The organism is Rhizobium sp. WYCCWR10014 (genome assembly GCF_001657485.1).
In the GTDB taxonomy this organism is placed as follows: domain Bacteria; phylum Pseudomonadota; class Alphaproteobacteria; order Rhizobiales; family Rhizobiaceae; genus Rhizobium.
Genome location: NZ_LXFU01000037.1, coordinates 309,060 through 323,448, shown reverse-complemented (window position 1 = coordinate 323,448; position 14,389 = coordinate 309,060). Strand labels below are relative to the sequence as shown.

The 14,389-nt window shown below is 61.1% G+C and carries 12 protein-coding genes; 8 read left to right on the top strand and 4 right to left on the bottom strand.

The features are described from left to right. Positions 1-8 precede the first annotated feature (8 nt). Positions 9-329 carry an antibiotic biosynthesis monooxygenase gene (locus tag A6U98_RS18400; protein ID WP_064651896.1) on the bottom strand — a complete coding sequence of 107 codons (321 nt, stop codon included), beginning with the start codon at positions 327-329 and terminating at the stop codon, positions 9-11. 273 nt (positions 330-602) lie between these two features. After that, positions 603-1,808 carry a glutamine-hydrolyzing carbamoyl-phosphate synthase small subunit gene (gene carA / locus A6U98_RS18395; RefSeq protein ID WP_064652274.1) on the bottom strand — a complete coding sequence of 402 codons (1,206 nt, stop codon included), beginning with the start codon at positions 1,806-1,808 and terminating at the stop codon, positions 603-605. Positions 1,809-2,077: 269 nt separating this feature from the next. Here carA and A6U98_RS18390 point away from each other — a divergent pair, with 269 nt between their 5' ends. Further along, entirely contained in the window at positions 2,078-2,533 is a 456-nt protein-coding gene (locus tag A6U98_RS18390; protein ID WP_064651895.1) for a GatB/YqeY domain-containing protein, read from the top strand. Positions 2,534-2,536: 3 nt separating this feature from the next. Here the strand turns inward: A6U98_RS18390 and A6U98_RS18385 are convergent, their stop codons facing one another. Further along, positions 2,537-3,427, bottom strand: coding sequence for a hypothetical protein (locus tag A6U98_RS18385; protein WP_064651894.1), 891 nt, complete (start codon positions 3,425-3,427; stop codon positions 2,537-2,539). 309 nt (positions 3,428-3,736) lie between these two features. Further along, positions 3,737-4,036, bottom strand: a complete 300-nt coding sequence (locus A6U98_RS36810; RefSeq protein ID WP_156667859.1) for a hypothetical protein — start codon at positions 4,034-4,036, stop codon at positions 3,737-3,739. Positions 4,037-4,097: 61 nt separating this feature from the next. Here A6U98_RS36810 and dnaG point away from each other — a divergent pair, with 61 nt between their 5' ends. The 7 genes from dnaG to rpoD all read left to right on the top strand — a co-directional run bounded on the left by dnaG (position 4,098) and on the right by rpoD (position 14,136). Next, positions 4,098-6,107, top strand: a complete 2,010-nt coding sequence (dnaG, locus tag A6U98_RS18380) for a DNA primase (RefSeq protein WP_064651893.1) — start codon at positions 4,098-4,100, stop codon at positions 6,105-6,107. Further along, complete coding sequence (recQ, locus tag A6U98_RS18375; protein ID WP_064651892.1) at positions 6,107-7,975, top strand: DNA helicase RecQ; 1,869 nt, start codon at positions 6,107-6,109, stop codon at positions 7,973-7,975. The genes dnaG and recQ overlap by 1 nt, the downstream gene beginning before the upstream one ends. Before the next feature lie 67 nt (positions 7,976-8,042). Further along, positions 8,043-8,771 carry a class I SAM-dependent methyltransferase gene (locus A6U98_RS18370; protein WP_064651891.1) on the top strand — a complete coding sequence of 243 codons (729 nt, stop codon included), beginning with the start codon at positions 8,043-8,045 and terminating at the stop codon, positions 8,769-8,771. Positions 8,772-8,838: 67 nt separating this feature from the next. Next, on the top strand, positions 8,839-10,026 hold the full coding sequence (locus tag A6U98_RS18365) for a glycine C-acetyltransferase (protein ID WP_064651890.1): 1,188 nt from the start codon (positions 8,839-8,841) through the stop codon (positions 10,024-10,026). Positions 10,027-10,215: 189 nt separating this feature from the next. Beyond that, complete coding sequence (gene tdh, locus A6U98_RS18360; RefSeq protein ID WP_064651889.1) at positions 10,216-11,253, top strand: L-threonine 3-dehydrogenase; 1,038 nt, start codon at positions 10,216-10,218, stop codon at positions 11,251-11,253. A gap of 9 nt (positions 11,254-11,262) precedes the next feature. After that, on the top strand, positions 11,263-11,610 hold the full coding sequence (locus A6U98_RS18355; RefSeq protein ID WP_064651888.1) for a GFA family protein: 348 nt from the start codon (positions 11,263-11,265) through the stop codon (positions 11,608-11,610). 468 nt (positions 11,611-12,078) lie between these two features. After that, positions 12,079-14,136: an RNA polymerase sigma factor RpoD gene (rpoD, locus tag A6U98_RS18350; protein ID WP_064651887.1), complete on the top strand. Its 2,058-nt coding sequence runs from the start codon at positions 12,079-12,081 to the stop codon at positions 14,134-14,136. The last annotated feature ends 253 nt before the right edge of the window (positions 14,137-14,389 follow it).

Genomic DNA, 14,389 nt, shown 5'->3' with positions numbered 1-14,389 from the left:
CTCTGCTGTCAGGCCGCGACAGGCTTGTAGCTGGCGATATCGGCGTGAATGCCGAGACGCGCAAACATTTCCTGCGGATCGAAATTGGCGGCCTTCTGGGCCGCCGCCACGGCTGCCCGCGCGCGCTCGACGACCTCGGCATTTTCCCATTCGGCGATCGTGACGAAATTGAATTCGCCTGGACCGGCGACCTGCTCCAGCACCCTGTGATCGATGAAACCGTCCTGCGTCTCCAACACCTTGTGGGTCATCATCACTTTGACGAGAAATTCCTCGCGTGCCGCCGCCGGCACGATGAATTTGTCGACTCGAAAGAAAGCTCCGCTCATCCAGTTTTCTCCTGCATCAGATGTCTGCAGGCAGATCTGTAATTCCTCAAGTTAAGCTGAGGTCAATAGGCGGATAAAGAAAAGGGCCCGCCTGGGCGAACCTTTGGGCTACTGACAAAGCGGCCAACTCCTATTTCGTCATGCTCGGGCTTGTCCCGAGCATCTGCCTTCGGTCGATATGTGGCAGATCCTCGGCACAGGGCCGAGGATGACGAAGAGTGAGGTTTGTCAACAAGTTAAAGGCCGACCTTGGCGGTCGGAAATCGCTAGAAATTAGCGTTCAGCAAGCGCCGGTTCGCCCTTCTTCTCGCGCACCATGTTGATGAAGCGACGGAAGAGATAGTGGCTGTCCTGCGGGCCGGGAGAGGCTTCTGGATGGTGCTGGACGGAGAAGACCTGCTTGCCGAGGACGCGCAGGCCGCAATTGGTGCCGTCGAAAAGCGAAATATGAGTCTCTTCAACGCCATCCGGCAGCGACTTCGAGTCGACCGCGAAGCCGTGGTTCATCGAGACGATCTCGACCTTGCCGGTCGTGTGGTCCTTGACGGGGTGGTTGGCGCCGTGATGGCCCTGATGCATCTTCTCGGTCTTCGCGCCGAGTGCCAGGCCCAGCATCTGGTGGCCGAGGCAGATGCCGAAGACCGGGATATCGGTCTTGATCAGCGTCTTGATGACAGGCACGGCATAGTCGCCGGTTGCCGCCGGATCGCCAGGGCCGTTCGACAGGAAGATGCCGTCCGGCTGCATGGCGAGCACGTCTTCGGCGCTCGTTGCGGCCGGCACGACAGTCACTTTGCAGTCGAGGCCGGCAAACAGGCGCAGGATGTTGCGCTTGACGCCGTAATCGAGGCAGACGATGTGGTATTTCGCGTCAGTCGCCTTGAGTTCACCGTAACCTTCATTCCACACCCACGGCGTTTCGGTCCATTGCGAGGACTGGCCCGACGAGGCGATCTTGGCGAGATCGAGACCTTCAAGGCCGCTCCAGGCTTTGGCTTCGGCCTTCAGCGTCTCGATGTCGAAGACACCGTTCGGATCGTGGGCGATCACCGCGTTCGGGGCGCCGTTCTCACGAATCCAGGCGGTCAGCGCCCGCGTGTCGATGCCGCAGAGACCGATGACGCCGCGGGCCTTCAGCCATTGGTCGAGGTGCTTGGCGGCGCGGTAGTTCGAGGGCTCAGTGATGTCGGCCTTGAAGATGACGCCGACGGCGCCGTGGCGGGCGGCAGGCGTCAGATCCTCGATGTCTTCATCATTGGTGCCGATATTGCCGATATGCGGGAAGGTGAATGTGACGATCTGGCCGAGATAGGAGGGGTCCGTCAGGATCTCCTCATAGCCAGTGAGCGCGGTGTTGAAGACCACTTCGGCCGGCACCTTGCCGGTAGCGCCGATGCCCTTGCCTTCGATGACCGTGCCGTCGGCAAGAACGAGTAGGGCGGTCGGCTTTTCGATTGTCCAGGGTGCTGTCGCGGTCATCTTCATCCCGTTTCCGGCAGGTGGGCGCGTTGCCGCGCTCGTCGCCATTTGATTTCGCAGGCGTTTGGACACGGCAATGCCGCGCGCTTCAGGCCTGATCACGAATTTTGGTGCAGGTGGCGGTAAATAGCCACGCAATCGCTTAGCGTCAATCTTTGTAGCCGAGATCGCTGCTGTTTTCCTGCGCTTTATCGCGCTGACCGCGCAATTTATTTGATCCGCCGCATCAGCGTGGTTTATGAAGCGGCATCAAAACAGGAGTGAAGACCATGCTGCGCGATCAACTCGCCACCCAGCTGAAAGAGGCGATGAAGGCCAAGAATGCGGAGCGGCTTTCCACCGTCCGGCTGATTCAGGCCGCGGTCAAGGACCGCGATATCGCCAATCGCGGCATTGGCAAGGAACAGGCGAGCGACGACGAGATCCTGCAGATCCTTGCTAAAATGGTGAAGCAGCGTGACGAATCGGCAAAGATCTACGAGGAGAATTCCCGCCCGGAGCTTGCCGCCAAGGAGCGCGCAGAAATCATCGTCATCCAGGATTTCATGCCGAAGCAGCTTTCGGACGGCGAAGTGCGCGCCAACGTCTCGGCGATCATCGCCGAGACGGGTGCCGCGGGTGCCAAGGACATGGGCAAGGTGATGGCGGCGCTGAAGGAGCGTTACGCCGGCCAGATGGATTTCGCCAAGGCGTCGGCGACCGTCAAGGAACTGTTGAACGGATAAGCCTCAGATCGCCTTTCTTGCCTGCGGTTCGTCACGGACCGCAGGCCCGAGCACCGCTTCGGCGGCGGCATCGATAATGGCGAATTTCGCCGCCTGATAATTCCAGTATTCGCCGATGAAATGGGCCGACAGCCAGAAGTCGCCCTTGCGGGAGGGCTCTGTCCAGCCGATGCTCTCCATGGTCGCTGCCTGCATCAGAAGCCGCTTCAAATGGGTGTTGGAGATCATGAACTGTTCGCGGATTTCCCTGAGCGACAGAGGGCCGAGCACGACGCGATCGGCCGTCCTTGGAAATTCGGGAAGGCGCGAGATCATATAGTCCATCACCAGCCCGCCGGAATTTGCCCAGTTGAAGAGGTTGAAGGTGGCGCCCGGATTGCGCACCGCTTCACTCCCGATGATCGCCCTTGCGATCAGTGGCTGGATCGCTGTCATCATCGCCGAGGGGTTGGCGGTGATCTTATCGGCGCGCTCACCGCCGTCGAGGCTGTCGAGGATCATCATATGGGCGACGAGCCATCGGGTGAAATGCTGCTCGGCGATTTCGGTGGGCTCGAGGTAGCGTGTGCGCTTGTCGGGGCCGGGGACCGGTCGCAGGAAGCGATAGGCCAGCATCTCCTGCATGAAGGCCGCGGCCGTGTTGCGGCTGGCGATGTCGTTCCTGACCGCAAAATCGATGAAGCGGCCGGAATAGAGACCGCCGCTCTTCCCGTCGTCGGAATAACCGTAATGGAGCGCGAAGCCGGCATGGGCCATCAGCCAGCGCTGTTGCGCGGCGAAGATCGAGGCGATGCGCGGGCTCTCGCGATAGATGGCGAGCATCTGATCGGCGCAACGCAGGATGGCAGCGAGAAAGCGATCGTCTGCTGCAAGATTGTCCGCGGTAAAAGCCATTTGGAGAGGTCCAGGGAGTTCGGCGCATACATCTTTCATGCGAGCGCCGCCTGTCAACGGTTTTGTCAATAAGCGGTTAATTTCAAAGGGAGAGTTGTCGCAGGGAGAGCCAAAAATTTAAGAAGGCAGGAGCTGGGGGCGCTCCTGCCTTCTTGCTCTTTGCTTCCACCGGCACGCAGGGCCGAAGCCCAAGCCGGAGGGTATTTGCAAAGGCACCCTTGCGAAGCGGCGCCGGGGGTAGGGATGGTGCTTCGCTCGGGGATCGCTTTGTTGAGATCGAACCTATTGCGGTGCGGCGGCTTATTCAAATTACAAAAAAATAATAATTGCCGAAATCGGCGGTTTGGGAGGCTTCGAAGTTGACTCGCGGAAGGGGCGCGGATGATGATGATGCGCAATCACCTGAGAAAATAATCCATTGTTTCCTAGAGATTTTTTCTTAAATTTGTTGAAGGTCTCCGCTCTTGCTGAAGCTTTTCCGACGGCGGAATTCTGGCTCTGAAAGGACAATAATGTCGCACCCTGTCGCAGGGGGCGATAACGTGTTGTTGATTGGATAATCCGCGCCGCTGAAGACGGCCGTAAAGCCTGTGAATAGTGGGTTTTCATGACAAGTTTCGTGGCATGGAGCGGAAAAGCAGCTTATATGGAGAGTGGCCAAGAGGTATAAATGCGCTTTTCCAACACCTTTCTCGATGATATTCGCGACCGCGTTCCGATTTCGAACGTGATCGCGCGCCGCGTGAGCTGGGACAAGCGCAAGACCAATGTGTCGCGTGGTGATTACTGGGCCTGTTGCCCGTTCCACGGCGAGAAATCGCCGAGCTTCCACTGCGAGGACCGAAAGGGCCGCTACCACTGCTTCGGCTGTGGCGTCACCGGAGACCATTTCCGCTTCCTGACAGAACTTGAAGGTCTGAGTTTCCCCGAGGCGGTGCAGCAGATCGCCGATATGGCCGGCGTGCCGATGCCGCTTGCCGACCCTGTCATGGAGAAGCGCGAGAAGGAGCGCGGCTCGCTGATCGACGTCATGGAAATGGCGACGCAATTTTTCCAGGATCAGCTGCAGACGGCGAATGGGGCGAGGGCGCGCGCCTATCTGCGCGACCGCGGATTGACGGGGCGCACCATCGAGACCTTCCGTCTCGGCTATGCGCCCGACAGCCGCAATGCGCTCAAGGAATTCCTCGCCGGCAAGGGTGTCTCCAAGGAGCAGATCGAGGCCTGCGGTCTGGTCGTCCATGAAAACGTGCCGGTTTCCTACGATCGTTTCCGCGACCGCATCATGTTCCCGATCCTTTCGTCGCGGGAAAAGGTGATTGCCTTCGGCGGCCGCGCCATGTCGGCCGACGCGCCGGCGAAATATCTGAACTCCAACGAGACGGAGCTCTTCCACAAGGGCAATGTCCTTTACAATTTCGCCCGTGCGCGGCGCGCGATCCAGGGACCGGGCCGCGGCGATCCTCAGGACGACAATGCGACCGGCACCATCATCGCCGTCGAAGGCTATATGGACGTGATCGCGCTGCATCAGGCGGGCATCGAGAATGCCGTCGCGCCGCTCGGCACGGCGCTCACCGAAAACCAGCTCGAGCTGCTCTGGAAGATGGTGCCGCAGCCGGTGCTCTGCTTCGACGGCGACGGCGCCGGCATCCGCGCCGCCAATCGCGCCGCCGAACTGGCGTTGCCGCATCTGAAGCCCGGCCGTTCCGTTCGCTTCGCGCTTCTGCCCGATGGCAAGGATCCCGACGATCTCGTGCGCGATGACGGGCGCGCGCCTTTCGACAAGGTGATGAGCCAGGCAAAGCCGCTGTCTGAGATGCTGTGGAGCCGGGAGGTCAACACCGGCAAGTTCGACACGCCGGAGGCGCGTGCCGAACTCGAGGCGCGGCTGAAGCAACTGGTCGCCGTCATCGCCGACGAGAACGTGCGCCGTCACTACCAGCAGGATATTCGCGACCGGCTGAACGCCTTCTTCCAGCCGCAGTTCCAGAACCGCAATAATGGCGATCGCCGCGGCGGCTTCAACGGCAACGGCAATTACCGGACGGGCCGCGACAATGCGGGCAAGGCCGGGCCGAAAAGCCCGAGCGTCATTTCCGAAAGGCTCGCGCGCTCAGGCCCCGTGCGCGGCCACCAGAACAATACGGCGCTGCGGGAAAGCGTGCTGGCGCTGACCGTCGTCAATCACCCCTCGCTGATGATCGACGATTATGACGAGATCGCCGCGATCGAATATGACAGCCGCGAGCTGCAGCGGCTCTGGTCGGCGATGCTGGGAGCGGCCGCAGCCGTCGCCGGCCCGCATCTGACACGCGAATATCTGACCGAAAGGCTGGAATTCGAAGGCTTCGGTCCGCTCATCAAGAGCCTCGACCAGCAGGTGCGCAATGCCCGGCTGTGGATCGCGACCGAGGAGGCGGCGATGGAGGATGCGCGTGAGGGATACCGGCAGGCGCTGGCCTCCCACAAGCGGGCGAAGGCGCTGCGCCGGCAGAAGATCGAGCTCGAGCGCGAGATCGCGCTGGCGACCGAAGCCGGCGACGGCGAGGCGATCGTTCAGCTGATGCGAGCGCAGCAGGAAGTGCATTTCGAAGGGGTGCGCCTTGAGAACCAGGAGGCGATCATCGATGGTTTCGGCGTGCTTTCCGGCCGTGTCAAAGGGGCGGCGAACCACTGATGTCGCTGACCGAACGCAATGAACCGGGCTTTTCCGCTTCCGGCGCGCTGCTTTCTTCCGGCCGCTCGCCGCTCGATATCCTCAAGCAGGTCTACGGCTATTCCTCCTTCCGCGGCAAGCAGCAGCAGGTGGTCGAGCATCTGGTTTCAGGCGGCGATGCGGTCGTGCTCTTTCCCACAGGTGCCGGCAAATCGCTGTGTTTCCAGATCCCGGCGCTCTGCCGCGACGGCGTCGGCATCGTCGTTTCGCCGCTGATCGCGCTGATGCGCGATCAGGTCGAGGCGATGAAGCAGCTTGGCATCCGGGCGGCAGCGCTTAATTCGTCGCTGTCGCGGGAGGAGTTCGTCGAGGTTCGCCGCGCGCTTTCGGCGGGCCAGCTCGACCTTCTCTACGTGACGCCCGAGCGTATTCTGACGGATGGTTTCCGCGAGCTGATCGCCAACGAGAAGATCGCGCTGTTTGCGATTGACGAGGCCCATTGCGTCTCGCAATGGGGCCATGACTTCCGGCCGGAATATCGCGAGCTCGGCCGGCTTGGCGAGCAATATCCCGGTGTGCCCAGGGTGGCGCTGACGGCGACGGCCGATCCGCATACGCGCGACGACATGATCGAGCGGCTGGGTTTGGATACAGCCCGGATCTTCACCACCAGCTTCGACCGCCCGAACATCGCCTACGAGATCGTCGAGCGTGACCAGCCGCGCCAGCAGCTGCTGCGGTTCCTGTCCGGCCACAAGGGCGACAGCGGCATCGTCTATTGCCTGTCGCGCGCCAAGGTCGAGGATACGGCCGAATGGCTGAACGGGCAGGGCATTCGCGCGCTTGCCTATCATGCAGGCATGGACAGGGCGGTTCGTGACGCCAATCAGGATGCTTTCCTGAAAGAAGAGAATCTTTGCCTGGTTGCCACCGTCGCCTTCGGCATGGGTATCGACAAGCCGAACGTGCGTTATGTCGCCCATCTCGACCTGCCGGGTTCGGTGGAAGCCTATTATCAGGAGACCGGGCGCGCCGGCCGCGACGGTCTGCCGTCCGAGGTCTGGATGGCCTACGGCATGGCCGACGTCATCCAGCGGGGCCGGATGATCGACGAGGGCAATGCCGCCGCGGAGATCAAGCGGGTCGAACGCGCCAAGCTCAACGCATTGCTGGCGATCTGCGAGACCGCCTCCTGTCGCCGCCAGGCAATCCTTGCCCATTTCGGCGAGGCGCATGCCGGACAATGCGGCAATTGCGACACCTGCCTGAAGCCTGTCGAGACCTGGGAGGGCACCGAGGCGGCAATCAAGGCGCTGGCCGCCGTCTATCGCACCGGCGAGCGTTTCGGCGCTGGCCATGTCGTCGATGTGCTCCTCGGCAACGTCAACGAAAAGACCGAACGTTTCGGCCATGCCGAAATGCCGGTCTTCGGGGCCGGCAAGGATATTCCGGCGCGCGTCTGGCAGTCGGTCTTGCGCCAGTTGCTCGCCATGGGACTGATCCGTGTCGATCATGAGGCTTACGGGGCGCTAAAGCTGGAGCCGGAGGCGCGCGCCGTCTTCAAACACGAGGGGCAGGTGTTCTTCCGCAAGGACCGGCCGGCCTCGGAGCGTCGCACGAACAAGGCAGAGCGCAGCGAGCGCAAATCGGGACTGTCAGGCGCCGACGGCAGTCTCTTCGAGGCACTGCGGGCCGAGCGCATGGCGATCGCGAAATCGCTCGGCGTACCGCCCTATGTCGTCTTTCCCGATACGACGCTGATCGCCTTCGCAACCGAGAAGCCGCGCAGCCGCAAGGAATTGCTCGCCATATCAGGTGTCGGGCAGGCGAAGCTCGAACGCTACGGCGATGCCTTCCTGGAGATCATCCTGGCGCAGGATAACGGCTAAGCGGGTTCGCTGATCCTTGAGGTCGGGCGAGGGAGCATGGTAGATGCTTGCCCAGAGGGGAGAGCTGATGGCGCAGAATATCTACGACAAGCCGGAATTCTTTCATGGATACAGTCAGATGCGCCGCTCCGTCCATGGTCTCGACGGAGCGTCCGAGTGGCCGGCGGTACGCGCGTTGCTGCCCGATCTTGCCGGCAGGCGGGTTGTCGATCTCGGCTGCGGCTTCGGCTGGTTTTCGCGTTTCGCCGTGAGCCAGGGTGCTGCCAGCGTGCTGGCGCTCGACATCTCGGAAAAGATGATCGCCAGAGCGAGGGCCGATACGGCTGAAGCCGTGATCACCTACGAGATCGCCGATCTCGAGCATCTGACGCTTGCTCAAGCTTCTTTCGATTTCGCCTACAGCTCGCTGGCGCTGCATTATATCGAGGATTTCGCCGGTCTCGTCGCGACCGTCTATCGCGCGCTTTTACCGGGATCGCAATTCGTCTTCACCATGGAGCATCCGATCTTCATGGCGCCGACCAACCCGGCCTGGGCGGCCGATGCCGAGGGGCGGCGCATCTGGCCGCTCGACCGCTATTCCGTCGAAGGTCCACGCACCACCGACTGGCTCGCCAAGGGTGTCGTCAAGCAGCACCGCAAGCTCGGCACGACGCTCAACAGCTTGATCGCGGCCGGCTTTGCCCTTCGCCATGTCGAGGAGTGGAGCCCGAACGATCAGGAATTGCGCGACAATCCCGATTGGGCGGAGGAGATGGACCGGCCGATGTTCCTGCTGATTGCGGTCCAGCGCTGAAGAAGACAAGCCGGCGGCAATATGCTAACCCGGCGGGCAAAACGGAAATCTCTGGGAAAGGCCGTCCATGACCTCGCAATTTCTCTCCCATCTCAGCAACGAGATCTCAGCGCTGAAGGATGCCGGCCTCTACAAATCCGAGCGCGTCATCAGTTCCAAGCAGGCGGGCGAGATCGCGATTTCCACCGGCGAGCGGGTGCTGAATTTCTGCGCCAACAACTATCTCGGCCTTGCCGACAACGAGGAACTGGCCGAGGCCGGCAAGCAGGCGCTCGACCGCTACGGCTACGGCATGGCTTCGGTGCGCTTCATCTGCGGCACGCAGGAAGAGCATAAGCAGCTCGAAGCGCGCATCTCCTCCTTCCTCGGCATGGAGGACACGATCCTCTATTCCTCCTGCTTCGACGCCAATGGTGGCCTGTTCGAAACGTTGCTGTCGGAAGAGGACGCAATCATCTCGGACGCGCTGAACCACGCCTCGATCATTGACGGCGTCAGGCTTTCGAAGGCCAAGCGTTTCCGCTACGCCAACAACGATATGGCGGCGTTGGAAGAAGAACTGAAAAAGGCCGAAGGCAGCCGCTTCAAGCTGGTCGCCACGGACGGCGTCTTCTCGATGGACGGCATCATCGCCAATTTGGGCGGTGTCTGCGATCTCGCCGAGAAATACGGGGCGATGGTCATGGTCGATGACAGCCATGCGGTCGGCTTCGTCGGCAAGAACGGCCGTGGGTCGCCGGAATATTGCGGCGTCGAGGGCCGGATCGACATCATCACCGGCACGCTCGGCAAGGCGCTCGGCGGCGCCTCGGGCGGCTATACCTCCGCCAAGACGGAAGTCGTCGAATGGTTGCGGCAGCGCTCGCGGCCCTATTTGTTCTCGAACACGCTGGCGCCCGTCATCGCCGCCGCCTCGCTCAAGGTGTTCGACCTTATCGAAAACGGCGATGCCCTGCGCAAGCGGCTTTCGGACAATGCCGATCTGTTCCGCACAGAAATGACCAAGCTCGGCTTCACGCTTGCCGGCGAAGGCCATCCGATCATCCCCGTCATGCTGGGTGACGCCAAACTCGCCCAGGATATGGCCGGCCTGATGCTGAAGAAGGGGATCTATGTGATCGGCTTCTCCTTCCCTGTCGTGCCGAAAGGCCAGGCCCGCATCCGCACGCAGATGTCGGCGGCGCATTCGCGGGCGGACGTCGAGCGGGCGATCGCGGCCTTTGCCGAGACAGGGCGGGAACTGGGTGTGATTTGAGTGGGATTTGAGAATAGGGCTTGCCCCTCACCCTAACCCTCTCCCCGCCAGCGGGGAGAGGGGACCTGCCAAACGCAGCGTCGAGGGGAAGGAAGCCGGTGCTGCATATCCCTTCGCCCCGCTTGCGGGGAGAAGGTGCCGGCAGGCGGATGAGGGGCTGCGACAGATACGGGGCCAAGGAATACAGATATGTCGAACATGATGAAGGCGCTGGTCAAAGCGAAACCGGAAGTCGGGCTCTGGATGGAGAATGTGCCGGTGCCCGAGGTCGGGCCGAACGATGTGCTGATCCGGGTGAAGAAATCGGCGATCTGCGGCACCGACGTCCATATCTGGAACTGGGACCAGTGGGCGCAGAAGACCATTCCGGTGCCGATGGTGGTCGGCCATGAATTCTCCGGCGAGATCGCCGAGATCGGTTCTGCGGTCACCCGCTATCATGTCGGCGAGCGGGTCTCCGGCGAGGGGCATATCGTCTGCGGCAAGTGCCGCAACTGCCGGGCGGGCAGGGGGCATCTCTGCCGCAACACGCTCGGTGTCGGCGTCAACCGGCCGGGTTCGTTCGGCGAATTCGTCTGCATTCCCGAAAGCAATGTCGTGCCGATCCCGGATGATATTTCCGACGAGATTGCCGCGATCTTCGATCCGTTCGGCAATGCCGTGCACACTGCGCTTTCCTTCGATCTCGTCGGCGAGGACGTGCTCGTCACCGGCGCCGGGCCGATCGGCATCATGGGCGCGCTCGTCGCCAAGCGATCCGGCGCCCGCAAGGTCGTCATCACCGATATCAATCCACACCGGCTGGAGCTGGCGCGCAAGCTCGGTATCGATCACGTCGTCGACGCATCGAAGGAAAACCTCACCGACGTCATGAAGTCGATCGGCATGACGGAGGGTTTCGACGTCGGCCTCGAAATGTCGGGGGCCGCACCTGCCTTCCGCGACATGATCGACAAAATGAACAATGGCGGCAAGATCGCCATCCTCGGCATCGCGCCGGCGGGCTTCGAGATCGACTGGAACAAGGTGATCTTCAAGATGCTCAATCTCAAGGGCATCTATGGCCGCGAGATGTTCGAGACCTGGTACAAGATGATCGCTTTCGTCCAGGGCGGCCTCGATCTCGCGCCCATCATCACCCACCGGATCGGCATTGACGACTTCCGCGACGGTTTCGAGGCGATGCGGTCGGGCAATTCCGGCAAGGTAGTGATGGACTGGATGTGAGGAGACGACATGCTCTATGAAGGAAGCTGCCATTGCGGCAACGTGGCTTTCGAAGTCGAAGGCGAATTCACCGAGGCGCTCGACTGCAATTGTTCGCTTTGCCGCAGGCGCGGCGGACTTCTCGCCTTCGTGCCGCGCGAGAAGCTGGTGCTGACAACGGCGGAGGACAATCTCTCCACCTATACTTTCAACCGGCATGTCATCCGGCATCACTTCTGCGCCAATTGCGGCATTGCACCGTTCGGCGAAGGCGTGGCCCCGGACGGCTCGGCGATGGCCTCGATCAATCTGCGCTGCATCCCGGCGGTCGATCTCGGTGCGCTGAAGGTGACGGCGTATGACGGCGCGGCGCGTTAGGCCAAGAGCCTCACGCCAAAGGCGCATATGTCGTCGGCACAACCGCAGAAATGGCGGAAATGACGGGTATCCCGGGCAAAATATTTGCTGCCCTTGTCTTTTGTTCGCCGCATCTTAAATAAGGGTTCGCAATCGCTGCCGCGGTTCGAAGCCTGTGGATAAGGCTTTTTCCGTATTTTTGTGGGCTTTTTTTCTGGAAAAGCTTGACGAGAACAAAAAATGTGGGAATCACCGTTCGACTTGTTGAATGGTGAACTGGGTCAAGGCGGATCGCGCAACCATGGCCGGAAATCCAAGAGCAAGAAAGCTTTGCTGTCCGGTGCCGGTAATCGTGGTTAATCAGGCTTTAAATGTCATCCCGTTAGGTGGGCAAAGGTGATTCGAGGGCGGCGCGTGCGGCGCGTCAGGCCCTGAGACAGCCCGTTCACCGTAGCGAGATTGGATAGCGTCAGGAAGGCGACGATATAAATGGCAACCAAGGTCAAAGAGAACGAAGACGCGGAAGTCGAACGCGACGGCGCAAGCGACGGCCCCCTTCTCGATCTTTCCGACGACGCGGTCAAGAAGATGATCAAAGCCGCCAAGAAGCGCGGCTATGTGACCATGGACGAGCTCAACGCGGTCCTGCCGTCCGAAGAAGTGACGTCCGAGCAGATCGAAGACACGATGTCGATGCTGTCCGACATGGGCATCAACGTCATCGAAGACGAGGAAGCCGAGGAAGCCGGTGCTTCCGGCAGCAGCGATGACGACGATGCCGGCAGCGACGAGGAGAGCGAAGGCGGCGAACTCGCGCCTTCGAGCGGCACGGCGCTGGCGACCGCCAAGAAAAAAGAACCGACCGACCGTACCGACGATCCGGTTCGCATGTACCTGCGCGAGATGGGCTCGGTGGAGCTTCTTTCCCGCGAGGGCGAAATCGCGATCGCCAAGCGCATCGAGGCCGGCCGCGAGACGATGATCGCGGGTCTCTGCGAAAGCCCGCTGACCTTCCAGGCGCTGATCATCTGGCGCGACGAACTCAACGAAGGCACGACGCTGCTGCGCGAGATCATCGATCTCGAAACGACCTATTCCGGCCCTGAAGCCAAGGCTGCGCCGCAGTTCCAGAGCCCGGAAAAGATCGAAGCCGATCGCAAGCTGGCAGAAGAGAAGGAAAAGACCCGTCGCGCCCGCTCCGGCGACGACGACATCACCGATGTCGGCGGCGAAGGCCTGCCTCCCGAGGAGGAGGAAGAGGACGAGGACGAATCCAACCTTTCGCTGGCGGCGATGGAAGCCGAGCTTCGCCCGCAGGTGATGGAGACGCTGGATACGATCGCCGAGACCTACAAGAAGCTGCGCAAGCTGCAGGACCAGCAGGTCGAGCAGCGGCTGTCGGCTTCCGGCACGCTGTCCACTGCCCAGGAGCGCCGCTACAAGGAACTCAAAGATGAGCTCATCAAGGCCGTCAAATCTCTGTCCTTGAACCAGAACCGCATCGACGCCCTCGTCGAGCAGCTCTACGACATCAACAAGCGCCTCGTTTCCAACGAGGGCCGCCTGCTGCGTCTGGCCGAATCCTACGGCGTCAAGCGCGACTCCTTCCTGGAGCAGTACCAGGGCGCCGAGCTCGATCCGAACTGGATGAAGTCGATCGGCAATCTGGCTGCCCGCGGCTGGAAGGAATTCGCCAGGGGCGAAAACACGACGATCCGCGACATCCGCCAGGAAATCCAGAATCTGGCGACCGAAACCGGTATCTCGATCTCAGAATTCCGCCGCATCGTCCATATGGTGCAGAAGGGCGAGCGCGAAGCGCGCATCGCCAAGAAGGAAATGGTCGAAGCGAACCTTCGCCTGGTCATCTCCATCGCCAAGAAGTACACGAACCGCGGCCTGCAGTTCCTCGACCTCATTCAGGAAGGCAATATCGGCCTGATGAAAGCGGTCGACAAGTTCGAATACCGCCGCGGCTACAAGTTCTCGACCTATGCGACATGGTGGATCCGTCAGGCGATCACCCGTTCGATCGCCGACCAGGCCCGCACGATCCGCATTCCGGTGCATATGATAGAGACGATCAACAAGATCGTCCGCACATCGCGCCAGATGCTGCACGAGATAGGCCGCGAGCCGACGCCGGAAGAGCTGGCCGAAAAGCTTGCCATGCCGCTTGAAAAGGTCCGGAAGGTCCTGAAGATCGCCAAGGAGCCGATTTCGCTCGAAACCCCGGTGGGTGACGAAGAGGATTCGCATCTTGGCGATTTCATCGAGGACAAGAACGCGCTGCTGCCGATCGACGCCGCCATCCAGGCGAACCTGCGCGAAACGACGACCCGTGTTCTCGCCTCGCTGACGCCACGCGAAGAACGTGTTCTGCGCATGCGCTTCGGCATCGGCATGAACACCGACCACACGCTCGAAGAAGTCGGCCAGCAGTTCTCGGTCACCCGCGAACGTATCCGCCAGATCGAGGCGAAGGCGCTGCGCAAGCTGAAGCATCCGAGCCGCTCTAGAAAGCTGAGAAGCTTCCTCGACAGCTAAGGCTTCGGCCACGCCGTTCTGATTGGAAAAGCCGGGCTTTATGCCCGGCTTTTGCTTTTCCTGATTAATACCAATGATCCTGGCGCCTTTCTTGTCCCTCCATGGTGACAAGCCTATAATCCGGCCACGGGGGAAGGCATCGCAACGCGCGACCGAGGGTCGATGTATGCCTGCATGGGCCAGTCCTCCCTAGATCCGAATAATTTTAGGCCTGACCGGCCAAAATCTGAATTCGGATCTACACCCAAAAATA